Source organism: Microtetraspora niveoalba (assembly GCF_001570405.1).
Lineage (GTDB): Bacteria > Actinomycetota > Actinomycetes > Streptosporangiales > Streptosporangiaceae > Microtetraspora > Microtetraspora niveoalba.
This window is the reverse complement of record NZ_BBYM01000026.1, coordinates 98269-118788: the sequence shown is the minus strand read 5'-3', so window position 1 is coordinate 118788 and position 20520 is coordinate 98269. Positions and strand designations below refer to the sequence as shown.

19 protein-coding genes are annotated in these 20520 nt (G+C 72.8%); 11 read left to right on the top strand and 8 right to left on the bottom strand.

Annotated elements, in window-relative coordinates; genetic code table 11:
• Positions 1-208: 208 nt before the first annotated feature.
• The 3 genes from AWQ70_RS25310 to AWQ70_RS25300 all read right to left on the bottom strand — a co-directional run bounded on the left by AWQ70_RS25310 (position 209) and on the right by AWQ70_RS25300 (position 2581).
• A complete protein-coding gene (locus tag AWQ70_RS25310) occupies positions 209-1000 on the bottom strand; it encodes an SDR family NAD(P)-dependent oxidoreductase (protein ID WP_067180642.1) in 792 nt (263 codons plus the stop codon).
• Positions 1001-1130: 130 nt separating this feature from the next.
• Positions 1131-1427 (bottom strand): hypothetical protein, encoded by a 297-nt coding sequence (locus AWQ70_RS25305; protein ID WP_067180640.1) that lies wholly within the window; start codon positions 1425-1427, stop codon positions 1131-1133.
• Positions 1424-2581 (bottom strand): 3-ketosteroid-9-alpha-monooxygenase, oxygenase component, encoded by a 1158-nt coding sequence (locus AWQ70_RS25300; RefSeq protein ID WP_281197109.1) that lies wholly within the window; start codon positions 2579-2581, stop codon positions 1424-1426. The genes AWQ70_RS25305 and AWQ70_RS25300 overlap by 4 nt, the downstream gene beginning before the upstream one ends.
• Before the next feature lie 184 nt (positions 2582-2765).
• Between AWQ70_RS25300 and hsaA the strand changes: the two genes are divergently transcribed.
• On the top strand, positions 2766-3932 hold the full coding sequence (gene hsaA / locus AWQ70_RS25295; protein ID WP_067180634.1) for a 3-hydroxy-9,10-secoandrosta-1,3,5(10)-triene-9,17-dione monooxygenase oxygenase subunit: 1167 nt from the start codon (positions 2766-2768) through the stop codon (positions 3930-3932).
• Between the two features lie 55 nt (positions 3933-3987).
• Here the strand turns inward: hsaA and AWQ70_RS25290 are convergent, their stop codons facing one another.
• Both AWQ70_RS25290 and AWQ70_RS25285 read right to left on the bottom strand, forming a co-directional pair.
• Positions 3988-5226 carry an alpha/beta hydrolase family protein gene (locus AWQ70_RS25290; protein WP_067180631.1) on the bottom strand — a complete coding sequence of 413 codons (1239 nt, stop codon included), beginning with the start codon at positions 5224-5226 and terminating at the stop codon, positions 3988-3990.
• A 31-nt stretch (positions 5227-5257) separates the two neighbouring features.
• On the bottom strand, positions 5258-6790 hold the full coding sequence (locus tag AWQ70_RS25285; protein WP_067180629.1) for an FAD-binding protein: 1533 nt from the start codon (positions 6788-6790) through the stop codon (positions 5258-5260).
• 158 nt (positions 6791-6948) lie between these two features.
• Here AWQ70_RS25285 and AWQ70_RS25280 point away from each other — a divergent pair, with 158 nt between their 5' ends.
• From AWQ70_RS25280 to AWQ70_RS25270, 3 genes are all read left to right on the top strand, one after another.
• The gene (locus AWQ70_RS25280; RefSeq protein ID WP_067180627.1) at positions 6949-7566 is read left to right on the top strand and encodes a TetR/AcrR family transcriptional regulator; all 618 of its coding nucleotides are present in this window, start codon (positions 6949-6951) and stop codon (positions 7564-7566) included.
• Between the two features lie 189 nt (positions 7567-7755).
• A complete protein-coding gene (locus tag AWQ70_RS25275) occupies positions 7756-8502 on the top strand; it encodes an SDR family NAD(P)-dependent oxidoreductase (RefSeq protein ID WP_067180625.1) in 747 nt (248 codons plus the stop codon).
• Between the two features lie 87 nt (positions 8503-8589).
• A complete protein-coding gene (locus tag AWQ70_RS25270) occupies positions 8590-9366 on the top strand; it encodes an SDR family oxidoreductase (RefSeq protein ID WP_067180623.1) in 777 nt (258 codons plus the stop codon).
• Between the two features lie 81 nt (positions 9367-9447).
• Here AWQ70_RS25270 and AWQ70_RS25265 read toward each other — a convergent pair whose 3' ends face one another.
• Positions 9448-10386, bottom strand: coding sequence for a 3-oxoacyl-ACP reductase (locus AWQ70_RS25265; RefSeq protein ID WP_067180621.1), 939 nt, complete (start codon positions 10384-10386; stop codon positions 9448-9450).
• A gap of 173 nt (positions 10387-10559) precedes the next feature.
• Between AWQ70_RS25265 and AWQ70_RS25260 the strand changes: the two genes are divergently transcribed.
• The 6 genes from AWQ70_RS25260 to AWQ70_RS25235 are packed head-to-tail and all read left to right on the top strand — an operon-like array spanning position 10560 to position 18428.
• Positions 10560-12257 carry an acyl-CoA synthetase gene (locus tag AWQ70_RS25260; protein ID WP_067180619.1) on the top strand — a complete coding sequence of 566 codons (1698 nt, stop codon included), beginning with the start codon at positions 10560-10562 and terminating at the stop codon, positions 12255-12257.
• Between the two features lie 15 nt (positions 12258-12272).
• Positions 12273-13433: a steroid 3-ketoacyl-CoA thiolase gene (locus AWQ70_RS25255; RefSeq protein ID WP_067180616.1), complete on the top strand. Its 1161-nt coding sequence runs from the start codon at positions 12273-12275 to the stop codon at positions 13431-13433.
• A gap of 8 nt (positions 13434-13441) precedes the next feature.
• Positions 13442-15694 (top strand): acyl-CoA dehydrogenase family protein, encoded by a 2253-nt coding sequence (locus AWQ70_RS25250; protein WP_067180610.1) that lies wholly within the window; start codon positions 13442-13444, stop codon positions 15692-15694.
• A gap of 21 nt (positions 15695-15715) precedes the next feature.
• Positions 15716-16939 carry a lipid-transfer protein gene (locus AWQ70_RS25245; protein ID WP_067180608.1) on the top strand — a complete coding sequence of 408 codons (1224 nt, stop codon included), beginning with the start codon at positions 15716-15718 and terminating at the stop codon, positions 16937-16939.
• Between the two features lie 5 nt (positions 16940-16944).
• A complete protein-coding gene (locus AWQ70_RS25240; RefSeq protein WP_067180603.1) occupies positions 16945-17811 on the top strand; it encodes a MaoC/PaaZ C-terminal domain-containing protein in 867 nt (288 codons plus the stop codon).
• Positions 17808-18428 carry a PaaI family thioesterase gene (locus AWQ70_RS25235; RefSeq protein WP_067180601.1) on the top strand — a complete coding sequence of 207 codons (621 nt, stop codon included), beginning with the start codon at positions 17808-17810 and terminating at the stop codon, positions 18426-18428. The genes AWQ70_RS25240 and AWQ70_RS25235 overlap by 4 nt, the downstream gene beginning before the upstream one ends.
• Positions 18429-18489: 61 nt before the next feature.
• Here the strand turns inward: AWQ70_RS25235 and AWQ70_RS25230 are convergent, their stop codons facing one another.
• The gene (locus AWQ70_RS25230; protein ID WP_067180599.1) at positions 18490-18966 is read right to left on the bottom strand and encodes a MarR family winged helix-turn-helix transcriptional regulator; all 477 of its coding nucleotides are present in this window, start codon (positions 18964-18966) and stop codon (positions 18490-18492) included.
• Between the two features lie 585 nt (positions 18967-19551).
• Between AWQ70_RS25230 and AWQ70_RS25220 the strand changes: the two genes are divergently transcribed.
• Positions 19552-20019, top strand: a complete 468-nt coding sequence (locus tag AWQ70_RS25220) for a cupin domain-containing protein (protein ID WP_067180594.1) — start codon at positions 19552-19554, stop codon at positions 20017-20019.
• On the opposite strand, the gene AWQ70_RS25215 is transcribed toward AWQ70_RS25220, so the two are convergent.
• Entirely contained in the window at positions 19976-20392 is a 417-nt protein-coding gene (locus AWQ70_RS25215; RefSeq protein ID WP_067180592.1) for a winged helix-turn-helix transcriptional regulator, read from the bottom strand. The genes AWQ70_RS25220 and AWQ70_RS25215 overlap by 44 nt on opposite strands.
• Positions 20393-20520 lie beyond the last annotated feature (128 nt).

Sequence of the window (20520 nt, the reverse complement as noted above, 5' to 3'; positions counted from 1 at the left end):
CTGGCGGGCGCGCCGCGGCGGATCGCTCGCCGCGGCCGGCGGCGGGCGGCGGTGCGGGCGCGCCGCGCCGCCGCACGGGGACGCCGTACGCCCCGAGGCTATCCGCCGTGCCGCTCGAACAGGCCGATGACGTGCGGAAGCGGCCGGTCCGGAGGGGGACCGGCCGCCTTCCCGCCGCCTCACCGGCGGCGGACGCCGGGCGAGGGGGTCACTCCTTGGGGAGGAGGCGCCTGGTCGCCTCGTACGCGCCCCTCACGAGGGTGGCGCGCGGGAAAGCGCTGCGCTTCTCGGCGGCGGTCTGGTTGCCGCCCGCGACCCGGACCGGGCCGTCGGCGAGGTGCGCCAGGCCCTCCCTGGCCACGTCGTCGGGCTCGGCCACGTTGAGCCCCGGCAGGTCCATCCGCAGGCCGGCCCGCTCCATGGCGGGCGTGCGGGTGACGCCGAGGACCAGTTCGAGCACGTGGACGCCGTGCTCCCCGAGCTCCAGCCACAGGCCCTCGGCGAAGACCCGGCTGAACGCCTTGACCGCCGAGTAGACGCTGATGTGGGGCTGGCCCATGTAGCCCGCCAGCGACCCGACCAGCATGATGCCGCCGCGGCCGCGCTCCTTCATCAGCGCGCCGAAGTGGTGCGACAACGCGAGCTGCGCGGTGATGTTGAGGTCGATCACGCCCTGGACCCGGTCCAGGTCGCCGGTCACGAACTCGTGCCCGTACGTGTTGGCGCCCGCGTTGAAGATCAGCAGGCCGACCTCCAGCTCGTCGGTGACCGAGCGGATCACCTTCAGCGCGTCCGGGGCGAGGAGGTCGAGCTCGATGGTACGGACCTCGACGCCCTTCTCCCGGGCGCGGGCCGCCGTCTCCTCCAGCGGGCCCGGCTTGCGGGCGATGAGCACGAGGTTGATCCCGGCGTCCGCGAGCTGGTAGGCGAACGAGGCGCCCACGCCTTCGGAGCCGCCGGCGATCACGGCCCAGGGGCCGTACAGGTTCTTGTCGGTCATGGTCTTTCTTTTCGTGGATGTGCGCCGCGTGGACGTGTGCCGCCTGGATATGCGTCGCACGGATATGTGCCACGCGGATATGCGCCGCGCTGATATGCGTCGCGCGGGTCCGGGCCGCCGGGGCGCGGCCTCACTGAGCGGGCGCCGCCCCGTACCGGTCGTCCGGAACGGGGACGTCGCCGTCGAGCACGGCCTGCCGGATGCTCTCGCGCAGCGCCTCGCAGGCGGTGAAGTGGCCGCCGTTCGGACCGGCGCCGGGGGAGGACGCGCGCCGCTCCAGGCACGCGTCCATGGCCTCGGTGTCCCACTGGATGCTGGTCTGGTGCCAGCTCGACTTGCGCACCTGGACCCGGGTGCCGCATTGGCGGCACGGCACGGGCACCATCGGAGCGCCGTCCAGCAGCCGGTTGTCCTGGCGGATCGTCATGCCGGCTGGCCCTCGGCGGCCTTGCGGGCGAGGTTCTCCTCGACCTCCTTGCGCCACGCCTCGACCGGGCGCGTGGTGTCCAGCTCGTACTCGAAGCGCTCGACCATCTCCGGCGTGACGTCGGCGACGTCCACGTAGAACTGCTCGTACCAGCGGCGGAGCTGGTAGACCGGGCCGTCCTCCTCGCACAGCAGCGGGTTGTCGATCCTGGTCTTGTTCTTCCAGATCTGGATGTCCTGGTCGAAGCCCTTGAGGATGAAGTCGCCCATCTTCCGCGCCATCACGTCGGCGGCGTCGCCGGGGAGCGACTCGGTGCGCTGCACGATGATGCCCGAGTGCAGCACGAACGAGTTCTCGTCGATCGGGTAGTGCGCGTTGATCAGGACGGAGTTGATGTCCATGCCGCCCTCGTAGTGGTACGTCAGGTCGTCGATCATGAACGACGGCCCGTGGTAGGTCGCCACGGAGGTGTTGCCGATCATTGCGGGCTCGCCGTTCTTCGCCGGCGGGCGGGCGTCCGGGCGGCCCATGCCCTTCATGATCTGGGTCGCCGTGTTGCCCTCGAAGACGTTCTTGAAGTACGTCGGGAACGAGTAGTGGACGTAGAAGAAGTGCGCCATGTCCACGACGTTGTCCACGACCTCGCGGCAGTTCGTGTTGACGATCGTCTCGGACCACACCCAGTCGGTCCAGTCGTCGCGGGTCGCGCCCTCGATGACGGGGATCGTCACGTCCGCGGGCGGCGGGTTGCCCTCCGGGTCGTTCCAGACGAACAGCAGGCCGTCCTGGTCCATCGTGGTCCAGGCGGCGGTGCGGGCGCGCAGCGGCACCCTGCGGGAGTACGGGATGCTCTTGCACCGGCCGTCGCCGCCCCAGCGCCAGTCATGGAACGGGCAGGCGATCTCGTTGCCCTTGACGGTGCCCTGGGACAGGTCGCCGCCCATGTGCCGGCAGTACGCGTCGAGGACGTTCAGCTTGCCGTCGCCGCTCTGGAAGACCACGAGCTTCTGCCCGAACGCCTGGACCGTGTGCGGCTTCCCGTCCTTGAACCGGCTGGACAGCCCGAGGCAGTGCCATCCTCGGGCGAAGCGTGTCGGCGCGGCCTCGGCCTCGATCGCACGCACGTCGTCGTGCCGGGAATCCACTGCGGTCACTGTTGACCCCACCCTTCGGGACGCAGGTTCTCTCGATGGGAAAGGTAGGTCGCCGAAAGCGGCGGCGGACGGGGGAGTCCCAGTGGGCGGGATGCCCCGGGTCGTGCCCCCGTACCCCGAAGGACCATCATGGATGCACCCTCATCACGAACACCCCATCGAACGTGACACGGAGACGCACCCCATGAGCAACGAGGTCCTGGAGTCTGTTCGCGCGCTGCTGCCGTACATCGCGGGGCGGGCCGCGGCCACCGACGAGAACCGCCGCGTCCCGGCGGAGACCGTCCGGGAGCTCGTCGAGGTCGGCGTCTTCCGTATGTTGCAGCCCCGCCGGTACGGCGGAGCCGAGAGCGACCCGGTGCGGTTCTACGAGGTCGTCCGTGAGATCTCCGGGGTGTGCGGCTCGACCGGATGGGTGACCGCCGTGCTCGGCGTCCACCCGTGGCAGCTCGGCCTGTTCGCCGAGGCCGCCCAGGACGACGTGTGGGGCGAGGACCCCGACACGCTGGTCGCCTCGTCGTACGCGCCGGTGGGGCGGCTGACCCCGGTGGAGGGCGGCTACGAGCTGTCCGGGCGGTGGAAGTTCTCCTCGGGGTGCGAGCACGCGTCGTGGGCGCTGATCGGCGGGCTGATCGTGGGCGCGGAGGGGAGGCCGGTCGACTTCATGACCGTGCTGGTCCCGCGCGAGGACTACCGGATCGAGGACGTCTGGGACGTCATCGGGCTGCGCGGCACCGCCAGCAACGACATCATCGTCGAGCGCGCGTTCGTGCCCGAGTACCGGACGATGCGCAACTACGAGCAGGCGCAGCTCCGCGGCCCCGGGCAGAAGGTGAACGCCGGCCCGCTGTACCGGATGCCCTTCGCGACCGTCTTCACCTCGGCGATCACGGGCGCGGTGGTCGGCGCCGTCGCGGGCTGCTACGCGTCGTACATCGCCGCGATGCGCGACCGGGTACGGCTCAGCCTGGGCGGCGGCCGGTTCGCCGAGGACCAGTTCGCCCAGGTGGCGGTGGCCCGGGCCGCGTCCGAGATCGACGCCGCGATCCTGCAGATGGACCGCAACGTGCGCGAGGTGTACGAGCACGCGGTGAACGGCACGGAGATCCCGATGGAGCTGCGGCTGCGGGCCCGGCGGGACCAGGTGCGCGCCACCGAGCGGGTGCTGGAGGCGATCGACATCCTGTTCAAGACCGCCGGGGGGAACTCGCTCCAGCGCGGCAACCCCATCGAGCGGGCCTGGCGGGACGCGCACGCCGGCAGCGTCCACGTGGCCAACGACGTCGAGCGCGCCCTGGCCATGTACGGCAAGGCCGAGTTCGGCCTCGCCGTCGAGGACAACATGATCTGATCGGCGGCGGGCCGCCCGGGTCGCGGCGGCCCGCCCGCGGTGGTTCACCTGATCGTCAGCAGGTGCTCTGCGGCGTCTTCCCGGCGCGGATGGAGTTCACGAAGCTCAGCGCGTCGTCGAACGAGCGGGCGATGGCCGCGCGGTGGTCGGCGCCCTCGTAGATCTTGTAGGTCACCTTCCGCGCCCTGGCGCACATGTCGGCGACCATCAGGTCGGTCGTCGGCCGGGACACCAGGACGTCGGCGGTGCCCTGGGCGACGAGGGTGGGCACGCCGAGCGTGAGGCCGACCGGCTCCTGCGACTTCAGGTAGCGGGTGAGCGGCCCGAGGTCCGCGCCGGGCGCGAACACCTTGTCGACCGGGATCGTCGCGGCGACCTCGCGGATCTGCGCCAGGCAGCCGGCGCGGGCCGCCGTGAGCAGCGGCGCCGCCTGCGGCGTCAGCAGGGCGTCCGGCTCGACCGACGCGTCCGCGGCGGCGGCGCCGATGAGCATCGTCGGCAGGAAGGCCACCGCGGCCGCCGCCTGCGGCTGGCCGGTCTGGATGTACGGCGCGATCGTGCTCTGCGCCCAGCCGCCGGGGGCGATCGCCACCGCGCCGCTCAGGTTCACGTCCTTGCGCGCGCTCTTGGCGGCGGCGGACAGGGCGGCGCTGAACAGAGCGGCGTGCCCGCCCTGGCTGTGGCCGGCCGCGAACCAGTCGCGGCCGATCCGGCGGTCCGCCTTCCGCGCGGCGCGCACCATGTCCAGCACCGTGTTCGCGGCGCTGCGCCCGTTCATGTACGGGTGCTCGCCGGGGGTGCCGAGGCCCTCGTAGTCGGTCTGCACGACGGCGAAGCCGCGGGCGACCCAGGCGTCCAGCGTGGCCGAGGTGACGGACATGTAGTCGTGGACGGGACCCGCGGGGGTGTCGGCCGAAGGGGCGCACACGTCCGCGGTGCCGGTCGTCCCGTGCGCCCAGCTGATCACCGGCCAGCCGCCGGGCGGCGGCGGCGTCCTGGGCACCGCCACCGTGCCGGAGACCGTGATCGCCGTGCCCGCGGCGCCCTCCGACACGTAGGTGACGTACCAGTTGCGGGCCGCGCTGGGCAGGGCGGCGGAGTTCGTCAGCGGGCGGATGCTCACGATCTTGCCGCGCGGACCGGGGGCGACCCCGCTCGCGCCCGCCCGAGCCCCGGTCGAGGTGGCGTCGGCGCGGGCGGCGGTGCCCGCGCCGGCGCCGATCGTCACGGCGGTGAGGGCGGCCAGGGCCAGCGCCGCCGCGCGCCGGGAGCGTGAAGGGGTGGGGGGTGTCATGGGGAGGCTCCTTGGTCGATCATTTAGTTGATCACGAATCGCCGATCTTGACGATGTCCTTCACGGCCCGGTAGGCGAAGACCATCGCCGATCCGATCGGCACTCCCGGGCCGGGATAGACGCGCCCGGCGAAGGAGGCGCTGGAGTTGCCCGCGGCGTACAGGCCCGCGATCGGACGGCTCCCGCCGTCCAGCACGCGGCCCTCCGTGTCGGTGCGCAGGCCGCCCTTGGTGCCCAGGTCGCTGAGCACCAGCCGCGCCGCGTGGTACGGCGGGCGGTCCACCGGCACCAGGCACGGGTTCGGGCCCGCGTTCCCGGACCGGTCGGCGAAGAACAGGTCGTAGGGGTCCTCGCCCCGGTGGAAGTCGGCGTCCACGCCATCCCGGGCGAAGCCGTTGAACCGCTCGACCGCGGCGGTCAGCGCGTCGGCGGGCAGGCCCAGCTTCTCCGCCAGCTCGCCGAGCGTGTCGGCCCGGACCCAGGCCGAGCTCGGGAGGGACGGGATCGAGATGGCCGGAAGCGCGCCGCCGTGCCGCGAGTCGAAGACGACGTACGCCGGCACCCGCTCCGGCGCGGCGGCCATCTCCCGCCCCATCCGGTCGTACGGGAGCGACTCGTTGGCGAAGCGGCGGCCCGTGGAGTCGACCACGAGCCCGCCGCGGAAGCCGAGCGTGAAGCAGCCGCCGCCCTTCTCGTCCTCGACGCCGGGGCACCACCACGCTTGGTCCATCAGGTCGACGGCCGCGCCGGCGGCGACGGCGGCCAGGATCGGGTCGCCCGTGTTTGCGCCGGCGGGGGCCATCGACCACGCGGCGGACCCGGGGACGCCGTGCTCCGCGCGCATCGCGCCGTTCCCTTCGAAGCCGCCCGCCGCGAGCAGCACGCCGCGCCGCGCCCGGATCCGCACCGGGCCGTCCGCGGTCTCGGCCTCGACGCCGGCCACCCGGCCGTCCTCGACGACGAGCGCGCGCAGGCGGGTGCCGGTGCGCACGGTGGCGTTCCCCGTGTTCGTCAGTGCGAGCAGCAGCCGCCCGATGAGGGCGCGGCCCTGGGAGAGCGGCGCGGCGGCGTGGCCGCGCCCGGCGCGGTCGCGGTCCACCGGCGGGCGCACCAGGGAGGCGAGGTCGCCGAGCCGCTCGGCGGGCAGGTCGAGCGGGACGAACGAGCGCCCCATGTCCATGCGCCCCGGGGCGGCGAAGTAGTCGGGGAAGGGACGCCACTCGAACTCGATCGCCGGGTCGCGCTCGAGGAAGTCGGCGACTTCGGGCGCGGTCGCCAGGAACGCCTCCTGCCGGCCGTCGGCGTCCTCGCCGAGCAGGGCGCGCAGGTAGGTGCGGGCCGACTCGGCGGAGTCCCCGACGCCGGCCCGCTCCTGGACCCCGGTGCCCGGCAGCCAGACGGCCGCGCCGGAGTACGCGGAGGTGCCGCCGAGCACGGACGTCTTCTCCAGGACGGCGGTGCGCAGGCCGTGCGAGGCGGCCGTGAGCGCCCCCGTCATCGCCCCGGCGCCGGAGCCCGCCACCACCACGTCGTACTCGTCGTCCCACAGCCCGGTACCGGCCATGCCACCCGTCCTTCCGTGAACGCCTCGCGCTGTCCGCCCCCAAGGGAAGCGCAGCGCGGCGTACCGGCGCCGGGGCATCCCACTCACCGGTACGGACCAGTTCACGCACCCGCGCGGACCCGTGTGTAATGTCTTGTCGAAACACTGAGGGGAAGACCGTGCCGAGAATCGCCGAAGCCAGGCCGCCGGCCGAGCCGAGCTCGCCCGAGCAGCGCGCCCGGCATCTGCGCATCCTCCGCGCGGCCGCGCACCTGGCCGCCGACAAGGGCCTGGAACGGGTCCAGATGCACGAGGTGGCGAAGGCCGCCGGCGTCGCGATCGGCACGCTGTACCGCTACTTCCCGTCCAAGACCCACCTGTTCACGGCGGTGATGGCCGAGCAGGTCGACCGGTTCAACGAGACCGTCACCCGCCCGAAGCCCGGGGTCAGCCCCGAGGACGCGGTCGGCGAGCTGCTGGTGAGCGCGAGCAGGCAACTGCTGCGCAGGCCCGCGCTGGCGACCGCGATGCTCAACTCCGCCAACGCCGCCAACGCCGCGGCGGTCGCCGACGCGGGCCGGATCGACAGCACGTTCCGCGACATCGTGCTGCGGGCGCTCGGCATCGACAACCCCACCGCCCAGGACGTCACCCTGATCCGGCTGCTCATGCAGTGCTGGTACGGCGTGCTGCAGTCGAGCCTCAACGGGCGGGCCTCGATCCCGGACATGGAGAGCGACATCCGGCTCGCCTCGCGGCTGCTGCTCGCCCCCCGGTCCAACGCCGCCGAGGCCTGACCGGCCGGCACCGCATCGGCCGGCACCGCATCGGCCGGCACCGCATCGGCCGGCACGGCCCGGCGAACCCCCGTCCCTCCCGCTGACCGGGACCCCGCTCTCGGCCGGCCCGCCGTACGCGTAGCGTCCGGGGCGGCCGAGAGCGCCGGAGTGGGACCGGGCGCCCCGACGGCCGGGAGGGCAGGGGACGTGAACCGCTACGACGGCGTGAGAGTCCTGATCACCGGTGCCGGGTCCGGCATCGGACGGGCCACCGCGATCAGGCTCGTCTCGGAGGGCGCGGCGGTCTTCGCCGTGGACCGCGCGAAGGACGGCCTGGCCGAGACCGGGGAGGCGGCGACCGGGCCGGGGCGTTTCGTCCCGCACGTCGCCGACGTCACCGACGAGCCCGCGGTCGTCGCGGCCGTGCGCGCCGCGGCCGCGGAGCTGGGCGGCATCGACGTCCTGGTGAACGTCGCGGGCATCCACCGGACGACGCCGATCGGCTCGTTGTCGGTCGAGGACCTGAACCTGCTGTTCTCCGTGAACCTGGTCGGCACCGCGCTGTTCTGCCGCGAGGCGCTGCGGCACCTGCCCGACCGCACCGGCGTCATCGTGAACATCGCGTCGTCCGCCGCCACCCAGGGCAACCCGTACATGACGGCGTACGCCGCGTCGAAGGGCGCGGTGCTGGCGTTCTCGCTCAGCCTGGCGGCCGAGGTGGTGGGGCGCGGCATCCGGGTCGTCCCGATCTCGCCCGGCACCGTGGCGACCCCGCTGACCAGCGGGAACGTGATCCCCGAGGGACTGGACGCCCGCTATTTCGGGCGGATCCGGTCCCTGCTCGGCACCGCGGCGCCCGAGCAGATCGCGGCGGCCGTCGCGTTCGCCGCCTCACCCGACGGCGGCTACCTGACCGGGGCCGAGATCCGGGTGGACGGCGGATCGGGCACCTGAACCCGGGCATCACGACCGGGCATCACGACCGGGCATCACGACCGGGCAACACGACCGGGCAACACGACACCGAGGGAGAGCGGACGAATGACGCGGAAGATCGCGGTCAGCGGCACGGCGTCGGGCATCGGCAAGGCGCTCGCCGGGCTGCTGCGCGAGCAGGGTGACGAGGTGATCGGCGTCGACCTCGCGGACGCCGACGTGTGCGCGGACCTGAGCACGCGGGAGGGGCGGGCGCGGGCCGTGGAGTCGGTGCTCCGGCTGGCGGGCGGCGCGCTGGACGGGGTCGTCGCCTGCGCGGGCGTCTCCGGCGTCACCCCGCTGACCGTGCGGGTCAACCACTTCGGCGTCGTCGCCCTGCTGGAGGGGTTGCGGCCCGCGCTCGCCGCCGGCCCCGCGCCGCGCGCCGCCGTGGTCGGCTCGATCTCCGGCACCCAGCCGGTGGACCCGGGAGTGGTGGCGGCCTGCCTTGACGGCGACGAGGACACCGCGGTCGCCCTGTCCGAGCAGGCGATCGAGCGCGGCGAGGGGCGGCGGCTCTACCCGTCGTCGAAGTCGGCCCTGGCGAAGTGGCTGCGCCGCGTGTCGGTCACGCCGGAGTGGGCGGGCGCGGGCATCCCGCTCAACGCCATAGCCCCCGGCGTCGTGCTCACGCCGATGTCCGCGCCGCTGTTCGCGGACGAGGCGATGCGCAAGGCCATGGAGGCGGCGGTGCCCATGCCCCTGAACGGGCACGCCACGGCCGAGGTGATCGCCGAGACGCTGCGCTGGCTGATCGGCCCGGCCAACACCCACATGACCGGCCAGGTCGTCTATGTCGACGGCGGCGCCGAAGCCACCCTCCGCGGCCCGGACGTCTACTGACCCTTCACGAGCGGCGCGTCCCGGAACGGGTGAGGGGCCGCCTCCCGTCGCGGGAGGCGGCCCCTCGTCGTGCGCCGGGCGTCACTTCTTCGACGCGGCGGCGTTCTGCACCCCCGTCATGTCGAGCTGGGCCACGCTGTAGGCGGCGTAGGTCCGGTACGGGCCGCGCCCGTCGAAGTACGGCGTGAGCTGCGCGTCGAGCTCCTCGACCGAGAAGACGCCGCCCTCGGCGGTGAACTTCCGCTCGACCGTCGGGGCGGCCATCAGCGCGACCATGTCGCCGTACACCACGAACACCTGGCCGCTGATCTCGTCGGCGGCGGGGGAGGCGAGGTAGCTCACGAAGGTGCCCACCCGCTCCGGCGCCAGCACGTCCAGGCCGCCGGGGGCGTTCCCGCCCTCGGCGAACACGTCCGCCGTCATGCCGGTGCGGGCGCGCGGGCAGATCGCGTTGGCGCGCACGCCGTACCGGGACAGGCCCTGGGCGGTCGAGAGGGTCAGCGCGACGATGCCCGCCTTGGCCGCCGAGTAGTTGGGCTGGCCCGCCGAGCCGAAGAGGAACGCCTCGGACGAGGTGTTGATCACGCGGCCGTAGACCGGCCCGCCCGCGGCCTTGCTCGCCTCGCGCCAGTACACCGCCGCCGCGCGGGACACCGCCGCGTGCCCCTTGAGGTGGACGCGGACGACGTCGTCCCAGTCGGACTCGGCGAGGTTGAACAACATCTTGTCGCGGAGCACGCCGGCGTTGTTGACCAGGATGTCGAGGCCGCCGAACGTGTCCACCGCGGTCCGGACCAGGCGGTCGCCCATGGACCACTCGCTCACGTCGCCGGTCACCGCGACGGCCTCCCGGCCGAGCGCCCTGATCTCGGCCACGACCTCCTCGGCGGCCGGACCCATGTCGTTGACGACGACGTTCGCGCCGCGCGCGGCGAGCGCCAGGGCCTCGCTGCGTCCGAGTCCGGCGCCCGCGCCGGTGACGACGGCGGTCCTGCCCTCCAGGCTGATGTTCGGGCTCATGTCCCTGCTCCTGTCAGATCACGGTTCGAGGGGGCAAAATTAGTACGTATTCTAATTTTGACCAAGGGGCTTGTCCCGCTGAGTGGAGGAGATCTCCGGGTATCCGATGTGCCGTTGCCACTCACCGGGACCGGGCCGTTGTGGGAAATAAGAATTGATTCTAGTCTCTCGCCATGACGTTGAACCTGGCGACTCTCTACGAGTCGGTGGCCGCCGCGATCCCGGATCGCACGGCCCTCGTCTGCGGTGACCGTCGACTGAGCCACTCCGAACTCGACGAACGTGCCAACGCGCTGGCACATCACCTCATGTCGGCCGGTGTCGAACCGCACCAGCACGTTGGGCTGCACATGCTCAACGGCGCGGAGTTCGTCGAGGCCCTCCTCGCCTGCCTGAAGATCCGGGCGGTGCCGATCAACATCAACTACCGCTACACCGACCACGAGCTGCACTACCTGTACAACGACGCGGACCTGGTGGCGCTCGTCGTCGAGGAGGGGTTCGCCCCCGCCGCCGCCGGGATCGCGGACCGGTGCCCCGAGTTGCGGCACGCGGTCGTCGTCGGGGACCCGGCCGCGACGTCGTGGCCGGACGGGGTCGGCGTCGTCGGCTACGAGGCGGCCCTCGCCGGTCGGCCGCGCACCGCCCCCATGGCGGACGAGCGCACGCCGGGCGACCACTACGTCATCTACACCGGCGGCACCACCGGGATGCCCAAGGGCGTCGTGTGGCGGCACGAGGACTTCTACTTCGCCGCGCTCAACGGTGGCAACCACTACGGCCCGCCGTACCGGACCGCGGAGGAGCTGGCCGCCGCCGCGGTGGGCGGCGACGCGCTCAACTACCTGATCACCGCGCCGCTGATGCACGGGGCTGCCTCCTACACCCTGTTCAGCGGCCTCCTCGCCGGGTCGCCGGTGATCCTGATGCCCCGCTACGACCCGGTCGAGGCGCTGCGGCTGATCGAGAGGGAGCGCGTCGTCATCGTCACCGTGGTCGGCGACGCGATCGCCCGCCCGCTGGTCGACGCCATCCGCGAGCACGGAGCCGAGTACGACCTGAGCTCCATGAAGGTGCTCGGCTCGGGAGGCGCGCTCCTGTCGCGGCCGGTCCGCGAGGAGGCCACGGCGCTGATCCCGGATCTGTACATCAACGACGGCTTCGGCGCGTCGGAGTCCGGCGTGGACGGGAAGCTCCAGGTGGGGGCGGACGGCCTCATGCGGCTCGCCCCCAACCCCCGCGTCACCGTCATCGACCACAGCTTCCGGCCGATCGCCCCCGGCTCGCCGGAGATCGGGCTCATCGCCAGGACCGGGCACGTCCCGCTCGGCTACTACAACGACCCGGAGAAGACCGCGAAGACGTTCCCCGTCGTCGACGGCGTCCGCTGGGCGGTGCTCGGCGACATGGCCAGGATCGAGGCGGACGGCGGCACCGTCCTGCTCGGCCGCGGCTCCGGCTGCATCAACTCCGGCGGCGAGAAGGTCTTCCCCGAGGAGGTCGAGCAGGCGCTCAAGTCCCACCCGGGCGTGATGGACGTGCTCGTCGCCGGAGTGCCCGACCCCCGGTTCGGTGAACGGGTCGGGGCCGTCGTGGAGATGCGCGCGGGCGTGGACGTCTCCGACGCCGCGGAGCTGAGGGAGGAGCTGCGGGCCCACTGCCGCACCCGGATCGCCGGGTACAAGGTGCCGGCCGCCCTCGTCGTCGTCGACCAGGTCATGCGCTCACCCAGCGGCAAGGCGGACTACCGGTGGGCCAAGCGTGTGCTCGCCGGCGACGCCCCGTGCGAAACCACGCGCGAATCCACGCGCGAATCCACGCGCGAATCCACGCGCGGATCCACGCGCGAGGCCAGCCTCGAAACCAACTGACACGAGGAGAAGACAATGGCTGAGGCCGTCATCGTCGACGCGGCGCGCACGCCGGTCGGCAAGCGCCGGGGCGCGCTGTCCGGTCTGCACCCGGCCGCCCTGCTCGGGCGCGTCCAGCGGGGCCTGCTCGACCGCACGGGGGTCGCCCCGGACACGATCGGGCAGGTGATCGGGGGATGCGTCACCCAGGCGGGCGAGCAGTCGAACAACGTCACCCGCCAGGCGTGGCTGTACGCCGGCCTGCCGTACGGGACGGCGTGCACGACGATCGACTGCGCCTGCGGGTCGTCCCAGCAGGCCGTGCACCTGATCGCGGGCCTGATCGCGTCCGGCCAGATCGACGCCGGCATCGGCTGCGGCGTCGAGTCGATGAGCCGCGTCTTCCTCGGGCAGGCGCTCACGCCCGAGACCGGCAGCCCGTTCCCCGCCGACTGGTCCCTCGACATGCCCGACCAGTTCACCGCCGCCGAGCGGATCGCGAAGCGGCGCGGCATCACCCGCGCCGACGTGGACGCCCTCGGCCTGGAGTCGCAGCGGCGGGCCGCCGCCGCGTGGGCCGAGGGCCGGTTCGACGGGCAGATCGTCCCGGTCGAGGCGCCCGTCATGGGCCAGGACGGCCCGACGGGGGAGACCGCCGTCGTCACCCGCGACCAGGGGCTGCGCGACACCAGCCCTGAGGGCCTGGCCCGGCTCAACCCGGTGATCCCCGACGGCGTCCACACCGCCGGCAACTCCTCGCAGATCAGCGACGGCGCCGCCGCGGTGCTGCTGACGAGCCGGGAGAAGGCGGCGGACCTCGGCCTGCACCCCCGGGCCCGCATCGTCGCCTCGGGCATGGTCGGCTCCGACCCCTACTACCACCTCGACGGCCCGATCGAGGCCACCGAGCACGTGCTGCGCAAGGCCGGGATGAAGTTGTCCGACATCGACCTGGTCGAGATCAACGAGGCGTTCGCGTCGGTCGTGCTGTCGTGGGCGCGGGTGCACGGGGCCGACATGGACAAGGTCAACGTGAACGGCGGCGCCATCGCCCTCGGCCACGCGGTCGGCTCCACCGGCGCCCGCCTGATCACCCAGGCGCTGCACGAGCTCGAACGGACCGGCCGGTCCACCGCGCTGATCACGATGTGCGCGGGCGGCGCCCACTCCACGGCAACCATCATCGAACGGATCTGAGAACCACCATGACCATCGGACTCACCGAGGAGCACCGCGACCTGCGGGACTCCGTGCGCACCTTCGCCTCCCGCCACGTCACGCCGGAGGTCGTGCGCGGGGCCGTGGACGCCGAGAAGGAGGAGCTGCCGGAGTTCTGGCCGCTCCTCGCCGAGCAGGGCCTCCTCGGCCTGCACCTGCCGGAGGAGGCGGGCGGCGCGGGCTACGGCCTGCTCGAACTCGCCGTCGTCGCCGAGGAGCTCGGCCGGTCCGTCGCCCCCGGCCCGTTCCTGCCCACCGTCCTCGCGAGCGCCGTACTGCACCGCGCCGGGCACACCGCCCACCTGGCCGGGCTCGCGGACGGCACGGCGGTCGGCGCGGTCGGCCTGGGTGCCGGGACCCTCGCGCTCGCCACCGGCGACGGCGGAGGCCTGGTCCTCTCCGGCGTGTCCGATCCGGTGCTCGGCGGCCACGTCGCCGGCCTCTTCGTGCTCCCCGCCGCGCTTCCCGAAGGCGGCCTCGCCTGGGTGGTGCTGCCCCGCGCCGCCGTCGAGACGACCGACCTGACCAGCCACGACCTGACCCGGCGGCTGTCACGGGTGCGGGTGGACGGCGTCGCGGTCGCCCCCGAGGACGTCCTCACCGGCCTCGACGCGTACGGCGTCCCCGACCTGGCCGCGACGCTCTTCGCGGCCGAGGCGTCCGGCCTCGCCGACCGGGCGACCGCGACCGCCGCCGAGTACGCCAGGGTGCGGCAGCAGTTCGGCCGCCCGATCGGCCAGTTCCAGGGCGTCAAGCACCGCAGCGCGCGGATGCTGACCAGGGCCGAGCAGGCCCGGGTGTGCGCCTGGGACGCCGCGCGCGCCGCCGACCTGGTCGCGGCGGGAGGCGCCGAGCCGGGTGAGGCGGTGCTCGCCGCCGCGGTGGCCGGCGCGACCGCCGTCGAGGCGGCCTTCTCCACCGCCAAGGACTGCATCCAGACCCTCGGCGGCATCGGCTTCACCTGGGAGCACGACGCAGGCCTCTACCTGCGCCGGGCCCAGACCCTGCGCATCCTGCTCGGCCCCACCTCCCGGTGGCGGCGCCGGGTCGCCCGGCTCACCCTCGACGGCGTCCGCCGTACGCTCGGCATCGAACTGCCCCCGGAGGCGGAGACCGTACGCGCCGGGATCCGGGCCGAGCTGGAGCCCGCCGTCGCGCTCGCGGGCGCGGAGCGGCTCGCCTACCTGGCCGAGCACGGCTACACCGCGCCCCACCTGCCCGCGCCGTGGGGCAAGGGCGCCGACGCGGTCTCCCAGCTCGTGATCGCCGAGGAGATGCGCGCCGCCGGGCTCCGCGCCGCCGACATGGTCATCGGCAACTGGGTGGTGCCCACCCTCATCGCGCACGGCAGCCCCGAGCAGCACGAGCGGTTCCTCCCGGCGACGCTGCGCGGCGACATCGTGTGGTGCCAGCTCTTCAGCGAGCCCGGCGCCGGCTCCGACCTGGCCGGGCTGAGCACCCGCGCCGAGAAGGTGGACGGCGGCTGGAGGATCAGCGGCCAGAAGGTCTGGACGTCCATGGCGCGCGAGGCCCAGTGGGGCATCCTGCTGGCCCGCACCGACCCGTCGGCCCCCAAGCACAAGGGGCTGTCGTACTTCCTGCTGGACATGTCCAGCCCCGGCATCGACATCCGGCCGCTGCGCGAGCTGACCGGCGAGGCGCTGTTCAACGAGGTGTTCCTCGACGACGTCTTCGTCCCCGACGACATGCTGGTCGCCGGGCCCGGCGACGGATGGAGGCTGGCCCGCACCACGCTGGCCAACGAGCGGGTCTCGCTCTCGCACGACTCCTCGCTCGGCAGCGGCGGCGAGGCGTTGATCGGGCTCGCGGCCGAGCACCCGCAGGAGATGGACGACGAGCGGCTGACCCGCCTCGGCGGCATCCTCTGCGACGCCCAGTCCGGCGGCCTGTTCGCCCTGCGCACGACCATCCGCTCGCTCTCCGGGCAGCAGCCGGGGGCCGAGTCCAGCGTCGCCAAGCTGATCGGCGTCGAGCACATCCAGGAGGTGTGGGAGACCGCCATGGACTGGACGGGCGCCGCGTCCCTGTCGGGCGAGGACGGCGAGGGCACCGAACGGCGCGGCGCGCGCAGGAACGCCACCTGGATGTTCCTGAACTCCCGCTGCATGTCGATCGCGGGCGGCACCACCGACGTGCAGCTCAACATCATCGCCGAGCGGCTCCTCGGCCTGCCCCGCGACCCCGACCCCGTGCCCGCCTCCACGCCCGCCAAGGGCTGATCCGTCAAGGGAGACCCCGACATGAGCGAGAGGACGTTCGTCATCGGCGTCGGGATGACGAAGTTCGAGAAGATCGAGACCCGCGACTGGGAGTACCCCGACATGGTCGGGGAGGCCGTCGGCGCGGCACTGGCGGACGCCGGGATCGGGTACGACGCCGTCGAGCGCGCCGCCGCCGGCTACGTGTTCGGCACCTCGACCGCCGGCCAGCGCGCCCTCTACGACGTGGGCCTGACCGGCATCCCGATCGTCAACGTCAACAACAACTGCGCCACCGGCTCCACCGCCCTGATGCTGGCCAGGGAGTGGGTGCAGGCCGGCGTCGCCGACGTCGCGCTCGCCGTCGGCTTCGAGAAGATGACGAAGGACGCGCTGAACCCCTCCGGCGCCATGCCCAAGGTGACCACCGTGGACCGGCACCTGGAGGTGCTGGTCTCCACCCGGGGCTGGGCCGCCGCGCCGATGACCGCGCAGTTCTTCGGCAACGCCGCCCGCGAGCACATGGAACGGCACGGCACCACTGCCGCGCAGATCGCCTCCGTCGCCGTCAAGAACCACCGGCACTCGGTGAACAACCCCAACGCCCAGTTCCAGAGCGCGTACACGCTGGAGCAGGTGCTGGGCGACAAGCCGATCCACGATCCGCTCACCCGGTCGCAGTGCTCGCCCACCTCCGACGGCGCCGCCGCCGCGGTCGTCGTCAGCGAGCGGTACGTCCGCGAGCACGGGCTGGAGGGCCGGGCGGTCGAGATCCTCGCCCAGGCGATGACCACCGACACCGAGGAGGCGTTCGCCGCGCGGTCCCACATCGACGTCGTCGGCGCTCCGATGACCCGCGCCGCCGCGGCCCGGGTCTTCGCCCAGGGCGGGCTCGGCATCGGCGACGTGGACGTCATCGAGCTGCACGACTGCTTCTCGATCAACGAGATCCTCACGTACGAGGCGCTCGGCATGTGCCCGGAGGGCGACGGCGGCAAGCTCGCCGAGTCCGGCGCCACCACGTACGGCGGCCGGTGGGTGGTCAACCCGTCCGGCGGCCTGATCTCCAAGGGACACCCGCTGGGCGCGACCGGCCTGGCCCAGTGCGCCGAGCTGACCTGGCAACTGCGCGGCGAGGCGGGCGCCCGCCAGGTGGACGGCGCGCGGATCGGCCTGCAGCACAACCTGGGGCTCGGCGGCGCCTGCGTCGTCACCCTGTACGGCGCCGGGGCGCCGGACGCCCCGCGAACGAGCAAGGAGGGCTGAAACCAATGCCGATCGACGTCGAGACGGCGCTCGGCGCGCCGCCCGCGGTCCGCGAGATCGCGTGGACCGCACGCGACGTGCTGCTCTACCACCTCAGCCTGGGGGCGGGCGCGGGCGCGGACCCCGAGCTGTCCTACACGTACGAGCGCGGCCTGCGCGTGCTGCCGACCTTCGCCATGGTCGCCGGACAGGGCGTCTCGGCCGGGGACCGCGGACCCGCCGCGATGCACCTGCCCGGCGTGGACATCGACCTGCGCCGGATCCTGCACGCCGGGCAGGGCCTCACGGTTCACCGGCCGCTGCCCGCCTCCGGCACCGCCACCGTCTCCTCGCGGGTGGCCCACGTCTGGGACAAGGGCAAGGCCGCCGTCATCGTCATGGAGCAGTCGGCGGCCGACCCCGAGGGCGCGCCCCTGTGGACCACCGCCATGCAGATCTGGGCGCGCGGCGAGGGCGGCTTCGGCGGCGACCCCGGACCCGAGACGCCGTGGGCCGCGCCGGAGCGGGCGCCCGACCACGTGCTCGACTCGCCGACCGTCGCCCGCCAGGCCCTGCTGTACCGGCTCAACGGCGACCTCAACCCGCTGCACGCCGACCCCGAGTTCGCCCGGATGGCCGGTTTCGACCGGCCGATCCTGCACGGGCTCGCGTCGTACGGCATCGTGGCCAAGGCCGTCGTGGACGGCGTGCTCGGCGGCGACGTGTCCCGGCTGCGGGGCCTGTCGGTGCGGTTCGCCGGATCGTTGTTCCCAGGTGAGACGATCAGCACCGCCGTGTGGCGGGAGGGCGACCGGCTCGTGCTGACCTCGACCTGCCCCGAACGCGACGGCGCGCCCGTGCTCACCCACGCGACCGCCGAGGTGGCCGCGTGAACGAGGACCAGCCGGAGCTGACCGCCAAGCCGAACAACAAGGGCGTGGACGCCGCCGTCGCCGCCGCCCGCCGGGTGATCGCGTCGCTGCTGCACGCGGGCGACGGGACCGACGCCGAGATGTCCGAGGTCGCGGAGCGGCTGAACGCCGTCGCCGACTACCTCGACGAGCACGCTCCCGCGAGGGAGGAGCGGATGGTGGACATGTGGCGGGGCGAGGGCGTGACCCGGCACGACCCGGTCACCGGGCCGGAGAACGCCATCGCGCCCCCGCTCCCGCTCACCGGCAAGGACGACGGCTCGATCGAGGGGGTCGTCGTCCTGGGCCTGCCGTACCAGGGGCCGCCCGGGTTCGTGCACGGAGGAGTGTCCGCGCTGCTGCTCGACCACACGCTCGGCGTGGCGAACCACTGGGGCGGGCCGTCCGGCATGACCGCCGAGCTGACCCTGCGCTACCACCGCCCGACGCCGCTCTTCGAGCCGCTGACGGTGACGGGACGCCAGGTCGCGGTGGACGGCAGGAAGATCCGCACCATCGGCGCGATCTCGGCCGGCGGCGAGGTGTGCGTCAGCGCGGAGGGACTGTTCATCGCCAAGCACCTGCCGCGCCCCCGCTGACCGGGCGCCGCGGGAAGGCCCGGGTCGCCGTGACCCGGCCTTTCCGCACGCCCGGCCCCGGCTATGTCTCCGAAGGGCAGCGCTCGTCGAGCCGCTTCAGGATGGCGCGGCTCGCCTCGTGCAGCGCGTCGAGTTGCCCGGGGGTGAGGGCCTCGACGAACAGTTCGCGTACACGTGCCACGTGGGCGGGCGCCGCGGCGCGGATGGAGTCCAGCCCGGCCTCGGTGATCCGTACCATCGGCGCGCGGGAATCCTCGGCGCATTCCTCGCGCAGGACGAGGCCGCGCTGTTCCATGCGGCGCACGTGGTGGGCGAGCCGGCTCTTCTCCCATTGCAGCTCGCACCGCAGGTTCAGGGCGCGCATGACACCGCCGGGGGTCTCGGAGAGCGCGACCAGGACCGCGTAGTCCGACTCCGACATGCCGGAGTCCTGCTGCAGCGACTGGCTCAGCGCCATCGCCAGCCGGGTGCGCATCCGCAGGTACGTGCGCCACACCTCGTGCTGGTGTTCGTCAAGCCATACGTTCGCTTTCGGCACCCTTCGAGGGTATCCGGCCGGCCCACCTCGTCAGCGATGACGAGCACGTGCTCCTCCCGGGCGCGGGCGTAGTCGTCGATCCGCTCCAGCAGATGCGCCAGAACAGGCTGATGCGGCAGGGACGGCGTCGCGTACCGCTGGTGCAGCAGATCTTGTGGTCTCCTCCTGATACCGCTACCTGATCAGCAATGAGGCCTGCGACCGCGACCCGGTCGCCGCAGCCGACCGGCCCCGGCCCGACCGGACACCTCGGCCACTGTCGGCCTGTCCCGCGATCAGGCCAGCCGCTTCCTGGCCGCAGCCGGCACCGATGAGCGTCCGCAGCGGCTGCGCACCGCCGTGCCCGGCCGGGGTCGGCTCGGAGGCGTGCCGGCTTCGGCGTACGAGGAGGCCCGGGTGCCTGGAGGCCGTCATGCCGTCGGCGACCACGGGCACGGGCCCTGGAGGCCGTCATCGTGTCCAGCCGGTGCGGGCCGCGGGACACCGCGCCGCCTCCCGACGGAGGCGTCATGGTTACTCCGGCGTTACCAGGTAAGGAAAAAGTGCGATCTATCGGTTTTGGATGCCGGAACGCATTCTGATCCCATGACGATTATCAGCGACCTGGATTATGTTCCTTTCCCGCCGGACCCGCACAACTACAAACCGGAGTCACGCTATTCCCTGGTCATCGATCCGGTTCGGCCGGACGGACGGTACGTCAAGGACCTGGTGCTGAACTTCGAGCACCTCGCCGCAGGGGAGATCATCCCGGTCCACACGCACACCAACGAAGAGGTGCTCGTCGTCGACGAGGGCGAGGCGGAGGCGTTCTACGACGGGGAATGGCGACCGGTCGGTCCTGGTGCCGTCATTCTGGTACCGCCCGGCGTCGCGCACGGATTCCGCAACACGTCGGGCGGCAGGGTCAGGTTGCACGCCGTGTTCGCCGGTCACGTCGTCGGCACGCAACTTCTGCAGCGCAGTCCCGCGCCGGGTACGGAGGACGACCCGCTGCCCGCGCCGTCCCTCATCGACTTCCGTGAACTGCTGAGCGGGGGGCAAGGTGGCTGATGTCCTCGGCCCGAGTGTCGTACGCGGCGCGGGCGGCGTCGATCTCGTCGATGTTGTGCTCGGCCCAGGTGACGAGACCGCCGACGACGTCGAGGAGGGTGTGGCCCATCGGGGTGAGCGCGTAGTCCACCCTGGGCGGCATGACCGCGTACGCGGTCCGCGACACGATGCCGTCGCGCTCCAGTTCCCGCAGCGTGACGGCGAGCATACGGTGGCTGATGCCGTCGATCCCGCGCCTGATCTCGCTGAATCGTCTGGTCTCCGCGCCGATCTGGGAGATCACGTGCAGCGACCACTTGTCCCCGATGCGATCGAGGATCTCTCGCGCCCGGCAGGCGGCCTCGGTGCGCTCCCTGGGAAGATCCGCGCCCATTGTGCTCTCCCTTCAAAATCGAAGACCCTCGCAAAGGCAACGATATTCCGCGAATCGGGATTCTTGATCACGGCTGACAGGAGTAAAAGTCTCTGATCCCGGAAAAGCCGCGTTCAGGCCGGTGGTGA

What these genes read in the sequence shown, in the direction of transcription:
- AWQ70_RS25310 (WP_067180642.1), bottom strand. Translation starts at nt 1,000, where the DNA reads ATGACCGACAAGAACCTGTACGGCCCCTGGGCCGTGATCGCCGGCGGC.
- AWQ70_RS25305 (WP_067180640.1), bottom strand. Translation starts at nt 1,427, where the DNA reads ATGACGATCCGCCAGGACAACCGGCTGCTGGACGGCGCTCCGATGGTG.
- hsaA (WP_067180634.1), top strand. Translation starts at nt 2,766, where the DNA reads ATGAGCAACGAGGTCCTGGAGTCTGTTCGCGCGCTGCTGCCGTACATC.
- AWQ70_RS25290 (WP_067180631.1), bottom strand. Translation starts at nt 5,226, where the DNA reads ATGACACCCCCCACCCCTTCACGCTCCCGGCGCGCGGCGGCGCTGGCC.
- AWQ70_RS25285 (WP_067180629.1), bottom strand. Translation starts at nt 6,790, where the DNA reads ATGGCCGGTACCGGGCTGTGGGACGACGAGTACGACGTGGTGGTGGCG.
- AWQ70_RS25270 (WP_067180623.1), top strand. Translation starts at nt 8,590, where the DNA reads ATGACGCGGAAGATCGCGGTCAGCGGCACGGCGTCGGGCATCGGCAAG.
- AWQ70_RS25265 (WP_067180621.1), bottom strand. Translation starts at nt 10,386, where the DNA reads ATGAGCCCGAACATCAGCCTGGAGGGCAGGACCGCCGTCGTCACCGGC.
- AWQ70_RS25260 (WP_067180619.1), top strand. Translation starts at nt 10,560, where the DNA reads ATGACGTTGAACCTGGCGACTCTCTACGAGTCGGTGGCCGCCGCGATC.
- AWQ70_RS25255 (WP_067180616.1), top strand. Translation starts at nt 12,273, where the DNA reads ATGGCTGAGGCCGTCATCGTCGACGCGGCGCGCACGCCGGTCGGCAAG.
- AWQ70_RS25250 (WP_067180610.1), top strand. Translation starts at nt 13,442, where the DNA reads ATGACCATCGGACTCACCGAGGAGCACCGCGACCTGCGGGACTCCGTG.
- AWQ70_RS25245 (WP_067180608.1), top strand. Translation starts at nt 15,716, where the DNA reads ATGAGCGAGAGGACGTTCGTCATCGGCGTCGGGATGACGAAGTTCGAG.
- AWQ70_RS25240 (WP_067180603.1), top strand. Translation starts at nt 16,945, where the DNA reads ATGCCGATCGACGTCGAGACGGCGCTCGGCGCGCCGCCCGCGGTCCGC.
- AWQ70_RS25220 (WP_067180594.1), top strand. Translation starts at nt 19,552, where the DNA reads ATGACGATTATCAGCGACCTGGATTATGTTCCTTTCCCGCCGGACCCG.
- AWQ70_RS25215 (WP_067180592.1), bottom strand. Translation starts at nt 20,392, where the DNA reads ATGGGCGCGGATCTTCCCAGGGAGCGCACCGAGGCCGCCTGCCGGGCG.